Below are 14,191 nucleotides of genomic sequence, written 5' to 3' on the forward strand. Positions count from 1 at the left end.
CGGCTCAACAATAAAAAACCGAAGTGGGAGTGAACAGATGGCAACGCGCGAAACCGGCAATGTGAAGTGGTTCAACGATGCAAAGGGCTATGGCTTTATTCAGCGTGAAGATGGCAAGGATGTGTTTGTGCACTACCGCGCCATTCGGGGCGACGGCCATCGCTCGTTGGCCGAGGGCCAGCAGGTGGAATACGCCGTGGTGAGCGGTGAGAAGGGCTTGCAGGCGGAGGATGTGGTCGCGTTGTAAACGCTGCCTTTGCTGCGCCATCACTTGGCGCAGCCTGGATTTAGCGCAGAACGGTTGCGTGAGGCGTGGGATGTTCGTCAATGGTGCAGCCTATGCCTATAATCCCGCGTTATTAGCGCACCGGGCTCTTCCTTGACGCAAAAGCGTGAGAGGATTCCTGACATGCTGCACAAGGAATTTAACCATGCTTAAACATCTGAAACTGAAAAACATCGGCCCTGCGGACAGCATGGAGTTGGAGTTCGGCGAACGTCTGAATCTGATCACTGGAGACAATGGCTTAGGTAAGAGCTTCCTTCTTGATATCGCCTGGTGGGCGATGACGCGAAAGTGGCCAGCAGAAATAAACCCTAAATTGTCAGCAGGTAAAAAGGCACTTCCTTCCACTGCGGGATCTGATGCCAGTATCGACTTCTCCTTCACTGCAAAGAAAAAGGAAGAATCGTACACCAGTACATTTTTTCGCAAAGAGCAAATATGGAAGGGCAGACAGGGGCGTCCGGCTAATCCAGGGCTGGTGTTTTATGCAATGGCGGACGGCAGTTTTGCAGTATGGGACCCGGCACGAAATTACTGGCGTACTCAAGATGGTATGGATGTTCAAGAGCGTATTCCCGCCTATGTATTCGGCTCTTCTGAGGTGTGGGACGGGCTCAACGGTAAAGATGGTAAGCCACTCTGTAATGGCTTGGTCATGGACTGGGGAGGCTGGCAAAAGGAAAAGGGTGCTGCTTTTGACAGCCTCTGCGCAGTACTTGAAGTTTTATCGCCTTCCTCGAAGGAAGGGCTTCAACCCGGCGGGTTCACGCGGCTGAGTCTGGACGACGCTCGAGACATTCCAACGATTCGAATGCCTTATGGTCAAGACGTAGCAGTACTTCATGCTTCCGCAGGTATGCGACGAATTTTGGCGTTGGCCTATTTGTTGGTTTGGACTTGGGAGGAACATCAACAAGCGGCAATACTGCTTGGAGAAGAAACGACAAAGCAAGTAGTTTTCCTGATCGATGAAGTCGAATCCCACTTGCACCCACAATGGCAAAGAAGAATTGTCCCAGCGCTGTTGGCCGTTGTTAAAACATTGATTGGTAAAGCGGACGTCCAGATTATTACGGCGACACATTCACCTTTGATCATGGCCTCTGTCGAACCGCTTTTCGACTCAGCGAAAGATGCTTGGTTCGACCTCGATTTTGAGAGAAAGAAGGTTGTACTACGGGCTCGCGCATTTGAAAAGCAGGGTGAAGCGGCTCGTTGGTTGACCAGTGATGCCTTTGATTTGGAAAGTGGCCGAGCGCCGGAGTATGAGGCGCTTATACGCAGAGCGTCGGCATTGATTGAGAAAGATAATCCCAGCGAGGCGGCGATAAAGAAAACGTATCAGCAGTTACTGGTCGCCTTGAGTCCAACGGACGAATTTTTGTATCGATGGCGCTATGTTTGTATGAAAAAAGGGTGGTTGAAGTGATTCCTGTCGCATTACGCCCCGAGCCTAACGACTTCAATGTGGAGGTTCGTCAAAAAGGCTTGGCCTGGTTGGCCAAGCATAATATCCATCTGAATAGTGCCCCTCCTAAAGCTTCAAAATTACCTAGGTATTGGGCGCACTCCAACCTCCAATTGTGGAAGGCGTATTCGGGTACGTGCGCCTATCTGGCTATTTACTTTGAGTGGAGTACTGGGGCGAGTTCAACAGACCATTTCATTGCGAAGTCGACTCGGGCGGGGGACGCCTATGAGTGGGATAACTACCGTCTTTCCTGCTTGGGCGCGAATCGGAGCAAGGGCGCGCATAGTGTGCTGGACCCTATCGGACTCACACCGAATACATTTTTCCTGAACTTGGCGAAGGGAAATATTCGAGTCAATCCTGCGCTGGCTACGTTGGACAAGAAACACGCTCGCAGAACGATGACTCGCCTGAAGCTAAATGCACCTGAACTCAAGGCCGCCAGGGCACGACACTATCAGGAGTATACGGAGCACAAACACCAGAAGACCTTCAAGAAGCTATCACCCTTTGTTTGGTATGAAGCGAATCGACAAGGGTTGTTATAACCCCCTCCCAACAATGCAGGGGTGTCATTGATGTTTGTGCCACGTTCCTTAATTAATGTGTCTTCCAGGTAATCTGCTCTTCGCCGTCCGCACTGATCCGAATCCAGGTGTCGGCACTTTCCTCGCCTTCTTCCTCGACCCACGTCCCCGGCGCGCAGCGCACTTCCACGTTCAGCGCGGCAAATGCGGCGCGGGCGCAGGCGATGTCGTCGTCCCACGGGGTCTGGTCGCTCTCCAGGTACAGGCTGTTCCATTTGCCGACGGCTTTGGGCAGCCAGGTCACGGGCACGTTGCCGGCCTTGCACTTGTAGGTCTGGCCCTTCTGTACCCAGTCGGTGCACGAGCCGAGCGCTTGGGCCAGCCAGGCGGCGATGGCCTTGTAGTCGACGTCAGCGTCCTTCAGGTAAATCTCGATATCGGGTTGGCGCATGGATGTTCCTCGTTGCGGGATTCGAAAATCCATTCGCGGATGCTTAAAAGTCGCTTATTGAAGCACGAAATAGTCGTAGCGCATCGATACGGTGACCTGCAGCGGCTCAGCGGCTTCGATCACCTCGGCGCGCCGTTCGGCGCTGGCGCGCCAGCCGTGCGGTGTCATCGCCAATAGGTTGGCACGGTCCTGAGGCTCGGCCAGGCTCAATGTGAACGTCAGGGTTTCGCTGTGGGCCAGGCTCATGCCTTCGGGGACCAGGGCCAGGTGCTTGTCGTCGGTGTATTCGCGCACCTCGTCGTACAGGCGTTCGCGCAGTTCCATCAGATGGCCGCTGGTGGGGCCGACCTTCATCAAGCCGCCGCCAGGGCTGAGCAGGCGCTTGGCCTCCAGCCAGTCCAACGGACTGAAGACGCTGGCCAGGAACTGGCAGCTGGCATCGGCCAACGGTACGCGGGCCATGCTGGCGATTAACCAGGTCAGCGCCGGCTTGCGCTTGCAGGCGCGCTTGACCGCTTCCTTGGAGATGTCCAGCGCGTAGCCGTCGGCGTGGGGCAGGGCGTCGGCTATTTGGGCAGTGTAGTAACCCTCGCCACAACCGATGTCGACCCAGCGCTGCGGCGCGCGCTCGGCCGCCAGTTCTGCCAGGCGTCTGGCCACGGGGGCGTAGTGCCCGGCGTTGAGGAAGTCGCGGCGCGCCTCGACCATGGCCAGGTTGTCACCCGGATCGCGGCTGTTCTTGTGCTGCACCGGCAACAGGTTCAGGTAACCCTGGCGCGCGCGGTCGAAGCGGTGCCCGGCCGGGCACGCCACGCCATTGTCCACCGCATTGAGCGGAGCGCTGCAAATGGGGCACGCGAGCATCAGGCGAGCAACTTGATCAGGGTTTGGTAGTAGATGTCGGTCAGCACGTCGAGGTCGCTGGCGAGGATGCGCTCGTTGACCTGATGGATCGTTGCGTTGACCGGGCCCAGTTCGACCACCTGGGTGCCGAGGGTGGCGATGAAACGACCGTCCGAAGTGCCGCCGCTGGTGGACGCTTGGGTCTCGCGACCGGTGATCGCCTTGATGCTGGCGGACACGGCATCGAGCAGCGCGCCGGGTTCGGTGAGGAACGGCAGGCCCGACAGCGCCCATTCCACGTGCCAGTCCAGGCCGTGTTTGTCGAGAATCGCCGCGACCCGCTGTTGCAGGCCTTCGACGGTGGATTCGGTGGAGAAACGGAAATTGAACACCGCGGTCAGGTCACCGGGAATCACGTTGGTGGCGCCAGTGCCGGCATTGAGATTGGAGATCTGGAAACTGGTCGGTGGGAAGAACGTGTTGCCGTCGTCCCAATGTTCGGCAGCCAGTTCGGCCAGGGCGGGGGCTGCCAGATGGATCGGGTTCTTCGCCAGGTGCGGGTAGGCCACGTGGCCCTGTACACCGCGCACGGTCAGCGTGGCGCCGAGGGAGCCGCGACGGCCGTTCTTGACCACGTCACCCACCAGCGTGGTGCTCGACGGTTCACCGACGATGCACCAGTCCAGACGCTCTTTGCGTGCGGCCAGGCGTTCGATCACGGCTTTGGTGCCGTGGTGCGCCGGGCCTTCTTCATCGCTGGTGATCAGGAAGGCGACCGAACCCTTGTGGTCCGGGTAGTCGGCAACGAAACGCTCCGACGCCACCAGCATGGCGGCCAGGCTGCCTTTCATATCGGCGGCGCCACGCCCGCAGAGCATGCCGTTTTCGTCGATCAGTGCGTCGAACGGGTCGTTCTGCCAGGCCTGCACCGGGCCGGTCGGTACCACGTCGGTGTGGCCGGCAAAGCACAGCACCGGGCCTTCATGCTTGCCGTGGGTGGCCCAGAAGTTGTCCACGTCTTCGATGCGCATCGGCTCCAGCGCAAAACCAGCGTCGCCCAGGCGCTGCATCATCAGCTTCTGGCAATCGGCATCGATCGGCGTGACCGAGGGGCGACGGATCAAGTCGATGGCAAGTTGAAGGGTCGGCGAAAGGTCGGCATGGGCCGTCATGGGGGAAACTCCACAGCTTTATAGATGAGCAGGCAAGGCGCACAAAACGGCCGTTATCTTATAGCAAAACGGCGACCAGAGGCCGCCGTTTAGTGCATTGCGCAAGTTTTTACACAGTGCTTGCAGGCTCCACCGCCACTGCAGGTTTGGGCAGCGACGAGAGGAACGCCATGATCAACGCCGCCACATACGGCAGCGATTGCACCAGCAGCATCACCACCCAGAAGCGCATGTCATTGCTCGGCAGGCCCTGCACCAGGTAGATCCCCAGCGCCGCGCCCCACAACAGCAGCATGATGAACATTTCTTCGCGGGCTTCGGAAATGGCCACCCAGAAGCCGTGGTTATCGGCGTTTTTCGGTGTACGGAAGAACGGAATGCTGCTGGTGAAGAAGCCATACAGCACCGCTTTGGCGATGGTGTGGGACAGCGCCAGGCCGGCCAGGGCCGCGCAGAACGCGTCCTTGAGGTTGACGCCTACCGCACGGCGGTACAGGAAGATGATCTTGCCCACCTTGAACACGAACAACGCCAACGGCGGAATCGCGAAAATCAGCAGCGGCGGGTCGACCCGGGTTGGCACGATGATCATCGCCGCCGACCACAACAGTGCGCCGACGGTGAAGAAGATATTCATGCCGTCCGCCACCCACGGCAACCAGCCCGCGAGGAAGTGGTAACGCTGACCACGGGTCAGCTCTGTGTCCTTGCCGCGCAGCAGGCTGGCCGTGTGACGCTTGATGATCTGGATCGCGCCATAGGCCCAACGGAAACGCTGCTTCTTGAAGTCGATAAAGGTATCCGGCATCAAGCCCTTGCCGTAGCTGTCGTGGTAATACGCGGCCGACAGACCTTTCTCGAACACGCGCAGGCCCAGTTCCGCGTCTTCACAGATACACCAGTCGGCCCAGCCCAGCTCTTCAAGCACCGAGCGGCGGGTCATGGTCATGGTGCCGTGCTGGATGATCGCGTCGCGGTCGTTACGGGTGACCATGCCGATATGGAAGAAGCCTTTGTATTCCGCGTAGCAGAGCTTCTTGAAGGTGCTTTCGTTCTGGTCGCGGTAGTCCTGGGGCGACTGCACCACGGCGATTTTCGGGTCGGCGAAGTGCGGCACCATGTGCTTGAGCCAGTTCGGCGACACGCAGTAGTCCGAGTCGATCACGGCGATCACTTCAGCATCCTTGGCCGTATGCGGAAGCAGGTAGTTCAGCGCGCCGCCCTTGAAACCGGCCAGGGGCGCGACGTGGAAGAACTTGAAGCGCGGACCCAGGGTTTCGCAGTAGTCACGCACCGGTTCCCATACCGCCGGGTCTTTGGTGTTGTTGTCGATGATCAGGACTTCGTAGTCCGGGTAATCCAGGGCAGCCAGGGCGTCGAGGGTCTGTTTGACCATCTCGGGTGGCTCGTTGTAGCAGGGCACGTGGATCGACACTTTCGGGCGGTAGTCCGAATCCCCTTCGACCGGCAGGAATTCACGTCGACGCTTGTGGGTCCACACGGCTTCCGCCAGTTCGTGGGCTTCGGTCAGCAACACGATGAACACACCCAGGGCGCCGAGGGCCAGGAGCACGCCCACGGTCACGCTGAACCAGGTGCTGTATTGCTGGCTGTAGTCGTAGCCGATCCACACCAGCACCGAACCGCACAGGAACGCGATAAAGGTCAGGAAGGTACGGCCACGTTGGCGCAGGGATGAGCCGTCGATCATCAACAGGGTCAGCGACAGCAGCGCAAGCACGACCGATCCGATCGCCAGCACGCGCCATTGCGGGATCGCCACCACCGGGCCTTCAAAATTGAATTTCTGCTGGCGCGCGGCGTTGAACACGCCCCAATAAGCGCCGGCCGAGCCTTCGTCGCTGACTTTCCACGGCTGATCGAAGGCCTCGATCACGAAGTAGTTGTAGCCTTGGCGATTGAGCTTATTGACCAAGGTACGCAGGTAAATGGCCTGGTCGGCAGGGGAGGTTTCGTTGCCACCGCGCATGCGTCCGTTGCTCGGCCAGCCCACTTCCGACAGCAGCAATTGCTTTTTCGGGAACAGTTTTTTCAGGTCCCTGGCGCGATCGAGTACGTACTGGCCGGCCTTGTCCATGGGAATGAATTCCCAGAACGGCAGGATGTGCGCGGCAATCAGGTCGACGTGCTTGGCCAACTGTGGGTTTTTTTCCCAAATGTGCCATTGCTCAGAGGTGGTCACCGGCACTTTTACGGCGGCGCGCACCCGGTCCAGCAGCACGATCAGTGCCTCTGGGGTGATCTCTTCACGGAACAGCGCTTCGTTACCCACCACCACTCGCACGACACTGCGCGAGTTGTTGGCAATTTCGATAGCGCGTTGGATCTCGCGTTCGTTGCGTTCCAGGTCGGGGCTGATCCAGATGCCCAGGGTCACGCGCAGGCCGAACTCTTCGGCCAGCTTGGGGATATCGCCCAAGGTGCCGTCGACCGAGTAGGTACGGATGTTGTCCGTCAGCTTGCTCATGATCGCAAGGTCCTGACGCATCTGTTCGTCGCTGGGGTATTGGTTTTTCTGTGGGTACTGGCCTTGCTGGAACGGCGAGTAGGAAAAACCGGATATCTGCTCAGGCCAGTTGGGAGCGGTGACCGGGCGGTTGATCAGCGCCCAGAAGCCGGTGAAAAGCGCGGCAATTGCCAGCACCACCACCAGGTTGAGTCCAAATTTACGCGATGCCATGGTTATGTCGGGTTCCAAAAGGTGTGGAACGAAAAGAGGTGCCGGCCTGCGCCGAACGGCGCGCATCCTACACCGGCCTTTCCCCGAGCGTACAGCGGACAGAGAAAAGCCGGACGTTAGTCAGCGAAAGGCCATCTAAGTTCTTTACTTGTAGCTTGTCGCTTCGAACTTGTCGCTGCGTAGTCCATAATGCGCGCCGGTTTTTGGGGTAATGGTCATGAGTACAGAAGATCCGCGGTTTGCAGGCGTCGCCCGCTTGTATGGCATTGAAGGCCTGGAACGCTTGAAAGCGGCCCATGTGGCGATCGTCGGCGTCGGCGGCGTAGGTTCCTGGGCAGCCGAAGCCATGGCCCGTTGCGGGGTGGGTGAGATTTCGCTGTTTGACCTGGATGACGTCTGTGTCAGCAACAGCAACCGCCAGTTGCATGCCCTGGACAGCACCGTGGGCAAGCCCAAGGTCGAGGTGATGGCCGAGCGCCTGCGCGGCATCAACCCGGACTGCACGGTGCATGCGGTGGCGGATTTCGTCACCCGCGACACCATGGCTGAGTACATCACCCCCAATATCGATTGCGTGATCGATTGCATCGACGCGGTTAACGCCAAGGCCGCGCTGATTGCCTGGTGCAAGCGCCGCAAGATCCAGATCATCACCACCGGTGGCGCCGGCGGGCAGATTGATCCGACGTTGATCCAGGTGTGTGACCTGAACCGCACCTTCAACGATCCCTTGGCCTCGAAAGTGCGCTCAACCCTGCGCCGTGACTACGGGTTCTCGCGCACGGTGACCCGCCATTACAGCGTGCCGTGCGTGTTTTCCACCGAGCAACTGCGCTATCCCAAGCCGGACGGCAGTATCTGTCTGCAGAAGAGTTTTGTCGGCGACGGGGTGAAGCTGGACTGCGCCGGGGGCTTTGGCGCGGTGATGATGGTCACTGCCACCTTCGGCATGGTGGCGGCCACCAAGGCGGTGGACAAGATTGTCGCCGGGGTGCGCCGGCCTTCAGAGCGGGTCAAGCCCGCCTGAGTGTCAGTGTGGCGAGTGGCTGAGTTCGCGCATGCGCTGCAGGACGGCATTCAAGCCGTTGCTGCGCGACGGCGACAGCTGGCGTGAAAGCCCGAGTTGATTGAACCAGTCAGGCAAGTCGACCGCCTGCAACTCGGGCGCCGACAATCCGTTGACCCGCGCCAGCAGCAAGGCCACCAAGCCCCGAATCATCCGCGCCTCGCTGCTGGCGGCAAACTGCCAATGACCCTGTTCCAGGCGCCCGACCAACCACACCAGACTTTCGCAGCCCTGCACCAGGTTGGCATCGACCTTGTCGTCATCCGCCAATACCGGAAGCCGTTCGCCCCATTGCATCAGCAAGCGGGCGCGTTGTTCCCAACTGCCGACGGCCTGGAAGGTTTCCAGTGCCGCGATTGCGTCGACCGGCAGGCTCATCGCAGCATGTCCAGGGCTTGGTCCAGTGCCTCGAAAAAACGTTCCAGGTCGTCGGAATCGTTGTAGAGCGCCAGGGACACACGGATTGCCCCCGACAACTGCAGCGCCTTGAGCAGCGGCATCGCGCAGTGGTGCCCGGCACGTACGGCAATGCCTTGTTCGGTCAGCAGGTGCGCGAGGTCGGCGTTATGCACGCCCTCAACCACGAAGCTGACCAATGCCGCCTGCGGTGCGCCCAGCACGCGCACGCCGTTGCGCGCTTTCAAACCGCGTAACAGGTAGTCGTGCAGCGCGGCTTCATGGGCGATGACGGCCTGCTGATCCAGTGAGCTCAGGTAATCGAGGCTCGCGCCTAAGCCGATCACGCTGGCAATCGGCGGCGTGCCGGCTTCAAAGCCCAATGGCGCGGGGCGAAAGCTTGCGCTGTGGTAGTCCGCCTGCTGCACCATTTCGCCGCCGAACTGCCAGTGACGCAGGTGGTGCAGGCCGTCGTTGCGCCCGTAGAGCACGCCGACGCCATCCGGGCCGTAGAGCTTGTGACTGGAAAATACATAGAAATCGCAGCCCAAGGCCTGTACGTCGTGGCGGCCATGGACGATGCCTTGGGCGCCATCGATCACACTCAGGGCACCGTAGGCTTTGGCCAGGGCCAACAGTGCTTCAAGCGGTTGCCAGGTGCCGAGCACGTTGGACAACTGGCTCACCGCCAGCAGGCGCGTGCGCGGCCCGATCAACGCGGTGGCGGCGTTTAAGTCAATCACACCGTCATCATCCAGAGGCAATACCACCAGCGTGAGTGCGCGGCGCTTGGCCAGTTGCTGCCAGGGCAGCAGGTTGGCGTGGTGTTCCAGGGCGCTGATAACAATTTCATCGCCCGCATTGAATAAGTGCTCAAGGCCATAGGCCAAGAGGTTCAGCGCAGAGGTCGCGCCGTGGGTGAAAACGATTTGCCCGGTGTCGCCTGCATTGAGCCACTGCGCGACCTTGCTGCGGCTGTCCTCGAACGCCTGGGTCGCGTGAGCCCCCGGCAAATGCTGGGCGCGGTGCACATTGGCTGCGCCATTGGCGTAGTAATGGCTGATGGCATCCAACAAGGCTTGGGGTTTTTGCGTGGTGGCGGCGCTGTCCAGATAGGTCTGGTCTTGCCGTTGCAGGGTGGCGATGGCCGGAAAATCGGCACGCCAGGGGGAGGGCACAAGCATGGTGTTCAAAACTCGTATAAGCGAGCCGCCCCCCGCAGGGCGCGGCTTGCTAGTGGCATCGAGTGGCTGCTTAGTTGTGAGCGTGCAGCGCTTCGTTCAGTTCGATGGCCGATTTGTGGGTTTTGCACTCCACGGCACCGGTCTCGGAGTTACGACGGAACAACAGGTCCGGCTGGCCGGCCAGCTCACGCGCCTTGACCACTTTGACCAGTTGGTTCTGCTCGTCGAGCAAGGCAACTTTGGTGCCGGCCGTGACGTACAGGCCCGACTCCACGGTATTGCGGTCGCCCAACGGGATGCCGATACCGGCGTTGGCGCCGATCAGGCAGCCTTCGCCCACCTTGATCACGATGTTGCCGCCGCCCGACAGGGTGCCCATGGTGGAGCAACCGCCGCCCAGGTCCGACCCCTTGCCAACGAACACGCCTGCCGAGACACGGCCTTCGATCATGCCCGGGCCTTCGGTGCCGGCGTTGAAGTTGACGAAACCTTCGTGCATCACGGTGGTGCCTTCGCCCACGTATGCGCCCAGGCGCAGACGCGCGGCGTCAGCGATACGCACGCCGGCCGGGACCACGTAGTCGGTCATTTTCGGGAATTTGTCCACCGAGAACACTTCCAGCAACTCGCCACGCAGGCGTGCTTCCAGTTGGCGCTCGGCCAATTCGCCGATGTCGATCGCGCCCTGGCTGGTCCAGGCCACGTTCGGCAGTTGCGGGAACACACCGGCCAGGTTCAGGCCGTGGGGCTTGACCAGACGATGGGACAGCAGATGCAGCTTGAGGTAGGCCTCTGGGGTGGAGGTCAGTGCGGCGTCTTCGGCCAGCAAGGTGGCGACCAGCGGCGTGTGGCTTTCGGCCAGACGGCTCAGCAGAGCAGCCTGGGCGGTGTCGACGCCTTTGAGGGCGTCAGCCAGTTGCAGGGCCTGGGTCACGGTGAAGGTGATGGCCTGGTTGCCCTCGGTGTAACCAAGGATCGGCGCAATGGCGGCGACGATTTCAGCCGACGGGTTAAGCAACGGTTGTGCGTAAAACACTTCCAGCCAAGCACCTTGGCGGTTCTGAGTGCCGACGCCGAAGCCCAGGCTGAACAGGGAATTGGACATGCTGTTACCTCTAAAAATATGGAAGGCTGGCCTACTTGAGGGCCGCCGAATAACTTTCTGGCTTGAAGCCAATCAGGGTTCTGTCACCGAGATCGAGCACCGGGCGCTTGATCATCGAGGGTTGTGCGAGCATCAATTCAATGGCTTTCGACTGATCGAGATCGGCTTTGCGTTCGTCTTCGAGTTTGCGAAAGGTGGTGCCCGCACGGTTCAAAACCACCTGCCAACCGTGCTCGTTGCACCATTGGGTCAAGTGTTCGCGGTCGATACCGGCCGTTTTGTAGTTGTGGAACTCATAGCTCACAGCGTGTTCATCGAGCCAGGTGCGCGCCTTTTTCATGGTGTCGCAGGCTTTGATGCCGAAAAGGTGCAAGGTTTTGCTTGAAGCGGTCAAGGAATTGCCCCCTTTTGGACGTATGAAAATGAAAGGTTACGGATTATGCCATGACCAGCGGGTTTGGGTGCCGTTCGTCCCGCGTCATGCGACGTTTGTGCAAAAGCCAGCGCGCAGCATAGATGGGTAACATAGCCGGGTAATATGGCACTTCAACGGCCAGTTGTTGCCTGATGTGTGTTGTTGCGAGTCGATTGTCCGGGAAACCCGCTTTATGCAAACCGCTTACACCGTTCTTATCCTGCTGATGCTGGTCAGCGTTTCGCGCCTGGTCGGGCGTGTCATCCCGCTGCCGTTGCCCCTGGTGCAGATTGCCGCTGGCGCACTGTTGGCCTGGCCCTCGCTTGGCTTGCACGTGGCGCTGGACCCGGAGCTGTTCCTCTTTCTGTTCCTGCCGCCCTTGCTGTTCTCCGACGGTTGGCGCATGCCCAAGCGTGAGTTGTGGCGTCTGCGCGGGCCGATCTTGACGCTGGCGGTGGGGTTGGTGCTGTTTACCGTAGTCGGCGCCGGTTATTTCATCCATTGGCTATTGCCAGCGATCCCCTTGCCGGTGGCCTTCGCCCTGGCGGCTGTGTTGTCGCCGACGGATGCCGTGGCGGTGTCAGCCATTTCCCAGAATCGCCTGCCAAAGCCGTTGATGCATATGCTTCAAGGCGAAGCATTGATGAATGATGCCTCGGGCCTGGTGACCTTCAAGTTCGCCCTGGCAGCGGCGTTGACCGGTGTGTTTTCCCTGGCGGATGCCAGCCTGACGTTCGTGTTGGTTGCCGTGGGCGGCCTGGCCGTCGGGGTGGCGCTGAGCTGGCTGGTCGGCCGGCTGCGTGCCTGGATGATCGCCCGCGGTTGGGACGACCCGGCGACACACGTGGTGTTCATGTTGCTGTTGCCGTTTGCCGCCTATGTGCTGGCCGAGCGTCTGGGCGCATCGGGCATTCTGTCGGCGGTGGCCGCCGGCATGATGCAGAGCTGGCTCGACCTGCTGCCACGCCAGACCAGCACCCGCCTGCTCAACCGCAGCGTCTGGTCGTTGCTGGAGTTTGCGTTCAACGGCCTGATCTTCCTGCTGTTGGGCTTGCAGCTGCCGGACATCATCAAGGCCGTGGCCAGCCATGAGCCCACGCTGTGGCCGACCCTGATGTATCGCTGCCTGGATGTGGTCGCAATCTTCCTGATACTGGTGGTACTGCGTTTTATCTGGGTGCAGAGCATCTGGCGGCTGTCGGGCCTGTTGCGGCGCCTGCGTGGGAAAAGTGAGCTGACGCTTGTGCCGACTGCCCGTTCCTGCTGGCTGTTGACCGTCGGCGGTGTGCGCGGTGCGGTGACGTTGGCCGGTGTCATGTCGGTGCCATTGCTGTTGGCGCCGGGCCAGGCTTTCCCCGAGCGTGATCTGCTGATCTTTATCGCGGCCGGGGTGATCCTGTTGTCACTGGTGGCGGCCTGCATTGCCTTGCCGTTGCTGTTGCGCGGTATCGAACAGAGCCCCGATGAAAAACGCCACAACGAAGTGCGCGAGGCTTGGAAAAAGACCGCCGTGGCGGCGATCCATGCACTTGAAACTGAAGAACCTGCTGGAAGTGAAGCCCCGGACGCTGCCCAGGCCGCACTGGCCGCCGAGCTCAAGGCGCGCTTGATGTCGGAATATCGCCATCAGTTGGACGTATTCAACGACTCGGCCGAAGCCCAGGCGCTGGCGCAGCAGATGGACCTGCTTGAGCGTAAATTGCGCCTCAAGGCCCTGCGTGCCCAGCGCCTGGAGTTGTACAGCCTCAGCCGTCATCACCAGATCGGTGATGACGTGTTGCGCGAAGTGTTGGCGGATCTGGATATGAGTGAGGCGAATCTGGGCGTGATGAAATAGCGTCCAGCCGGGGTTGTACTGCGTCAGCGGGTCAGTCTGTACAGTTTGCGTGCGATAGCTTTGTCGCCGTCAGAAAGCCAGTTGTTGGCATCGACACCTTTGCCGTCGTGGGTGATGTAGCCGGGGTACGCGTAATGCATGACGGATTTACTGTCATAGGTTGTGACTCCCAGATGATCACCAACCGGCAGTTCCAGAATCTGGCTATAGACGAGTTCTTTGGGAAAGTTGTCGCTGGCGTAAGCCTTGTAGACGGCCTCTTTCTTCCAGTTGATGGTGTGCTCGGGATTTTGGTGTTCATGCAGCAGTCCCAGGGCATGTCCGAACTCGTGCAAAACCGTTGCGCGGAATGTCTTCGAGTCATCGTTGCGGTCCAAATGCATCGTGGGCTCGCTCAGGGGGACGTTGTCCGCGTCGGTGCCAATCACGGACCAGTCTCCTTTCAGGCCTTCGTCATCTGAAATGCGGATATCACCCTCTCTGCCGCTGACGATGCGAAATTGCAGGGCCGGAGTGTTGTGGGCCCACTCCCGGATGGCATCCACCACCAGGGCGGAGCTTTTTTGATCTCGCAGGTCCAAGGCAACCGTAATGACGCCGGGCGGCCAGAGCCTGCGGGTGTCGGCCAGTCCTCTTTTTGCCCGTGAGGCGCCGGCAGGGGCTGGCGGTTCGTTGTCGGCGGGGGACGGGGGGGTGCCCGAGTTTTGGGATGTCACACGCATAGGGTCTACTCTTTG

14 protein-coding genes are annotated in these 14,191 nt (G+C 60.0%); 5 read left to right on the top strand and 9 right to left on the bottom strand.

All coding sequences use genetic code 11. From position 1 onward, the window contains the following. Positions 1–37: 37 nt before the first annotated feature. The 3 genes from PSH59_RS06090 to PSH59_RS06100 all read left to right on the top strand — a co-directional run bounded on the left by PSH59_RS06090 (position 38) and on the right by PSH59_RS06100 (position 2,305). Positions 38–247, top strand: a complete 210-nt coding sequence (locus tag PSH59_RS06090) for a cold-shock protein (protein ID WP_248075953.1) — start codon at positions 38–40, stop codon at positions 245–247. Positions 248–431: 184 nt separating this feature from the next. After that, entirely contained in the window at positions 432–1,715 is a 1,284-nt protein-coding gene (locus tag PSH59_RS06095; protein ID WP_248075961.1) for an AAA family ATPase, read from the top strand. Next, complete coding sequence (locus PSH59_RS06100; RefSeq protein ID WP_305394560.1) at positions 1,703–2,305, top strand: hypothetical protein; 603 nt, start codon at positions 1,703–1,705, stop codon at positions 2,303–2,305. Before PSH59_RS06095 ends, PSH59_RS06100 begins: the two co-directional genes overlap by 13 nt. A gap of 52 nt (positions 2,306–2,357) precedes the next feature. Here PSH59_RS06100 and PSH59_RS06105 read toward each other — a convergent pair whose 3' ends face one another. The 4 genes from PSH59_RS06105 to PSH59_RS06120 form a co-directional block, all read right to left on the bottom strand. Then, on the bottom strand, positions 2,358–2,735 hold the full coding sequence (locus PSH59_RS06105; RefSeq protein ID WP_248083780.1) for a hypothetical protein: 378 nt from the start codon (positions 2,733–2,735) through the stop codon (positions 2,358–2,360). Positions 2,736–2,789: 54 nt separating this feature from the next. Then, positions 2,790–3,599 (bottom strand): putative RNA methyltransferase, encoded by an 810-nt coding sequence (locus PSH59_RS06110; RefSeq protein ID WP_248083781.1) that lies wholly within the window; start codon positions 3,597–3,599, stop codon positions 2,790–2,792. Further along, the gene (gene dapE / locus PSH59_RS06115; protein ID WP_248083782.1) at positions 3,599–4,750 is read right to left on the bottom strand and encodes a succinyl-diaminopimelate desuccinylase; all 1,152 of its coding nucleotides are present in this window, start codon (positions 4,748–4,750) and stop codon (positions 3,599–3,601) included. Before dapE ends, PSH59_RS06110 begins: the two co-directional genes overlap by 1 nt. A 109-nt stretch (positions 4,751–4,859) precedes the next feature. Beyond that, positions 4,860–7,451: a glycosyltransferase gene (locus PSH59_RS06120; protein ID WP_305394561.1), complete on the bottom strand. Its 2,592-nt coding sequence runs from the start codon at positions 7,449–7,451 to the stop codon at positions 4,860–4,862. 217 nt (positions 7,452–7,668) lie between these two features. On the opposite strand from PSH59_RS06120, the gene tcdA reads away from it, so the two are divergent. Then, on the top strand, positions 7,669–8,478 hold the full coding sequence (gene tcdA, locus PSH59_RS06125) for a tRNA cyclic N6-threonylcarbamoyladenosine(37) synthase TcdA (RefSeq protein ID WP_065877359.1): 810 nt from the start codon (positions 7,669–7,671) through the stop codon (positions 8,476–8,478). A 3-nt stretch (positions 8,479–8,481) separates the two neighbouring features. On the opposite strand, the gene PSH59_RS06130 is transcribed toward tcdA, so the two are convergent. The 4 genes from PSH59_RS06130 to PSH59_RS06145 all read right to left on the bottom strand — a co-directional run bounded on the left by PSH59_RS06130 (position 8,482) and on the right by PSH59_RS06145 (position 11,542). Further along, positions 8,482–8,895, bottom strand: a complete 414-nt coding sequence (locus PSH59_RS06130) for a SufE family protein (protein ID WP_248083784.1) — start codon at positions 8,893–8,895, stop codon at positions 8,482–8,484. Then, complete coding sequence (locus tag PSH59_RS06135) at positions 8,892–10,097, bottom strand: aminotransferase class V-fold PLP-dependent enzyme (protein ID WP_248083785.1); 1,206 nt, start codon at positions 10,095–10,097, stop codon at positions 8,892–8,894. Before PSH59_RS06135 ends, PSH59_RS06130 begins: the two co-directional genes overlap by 4 nt. 70 nt (positions 10,098–10,167) lie before the next feature. Further along, a complete protein-coding gene (gene dapD, locus PSH59_RS06140) occupies positions 10,168–11,202 on the bottom strand; it encodes a 2,3,4,5-tetrahydropyridine-2,6-dicarboxylate N-succinyltransferase (protein ID WP_248083786.1) in 1,035 nt (344 codons plus the stop codon). A 31-nt stretch (positions 11,203–11,233) separates the two neighbouring features. Beyond that, positions 11,234–11,542 carry an arsenate reductase gene (locus PSH59_RS06145; protein ID WP_305395271.1) on the bottom strand — a complete coding sequence of 103 codons (309 nt, stop codon included), beginning with the start codon at positions 11,540–11,542 and terminating at the stop codon, positions 11,234–11,236. Between the two features lie 268 nt (positions 11,543–11,810). Between PSH59_RS06145 and PSH59_RS06150 the strand changes: the two genes are divergently transcribed. Further along, entirely contained in the window at positions 11,811–13,454 is a 1,644-nt protein-coding gene (locus PSH59_RS06150) for a Na+/H+ antiporter (protein WP_305394562.1), read from the top strand. Between the two features lie 23 nt (positions 13,455–13,477). On the opposite strand, the gene PSH59_RS06155 is transcribed toward PSH59_RS06150, so the two are convergent. Further along, positions 13,478–14,176 (bottom strand): M12 family metallopeptidase, encoded by a 699-nt coding sequence (locus tag PSH59_RS06155; RefSeq protein ID WP_305394563.1) that lies wholly within the window; start codon positions 14,174–14,176, stop codon positions 13,478–13,480. Positions 14,177–14,191 lie beyond the last annotated feature (15 nt).

It is taken from the genome of Pseudomonas sp. FP2309 (genome assembly GCF_030687575.1).
Taxonomy (GTDB): domain Bacteria; phylum Pseudomonadota; class Gammaproteobacteria; order Pseudomonadales; family Pseudomonadaceae; genus Aquipseudomonas.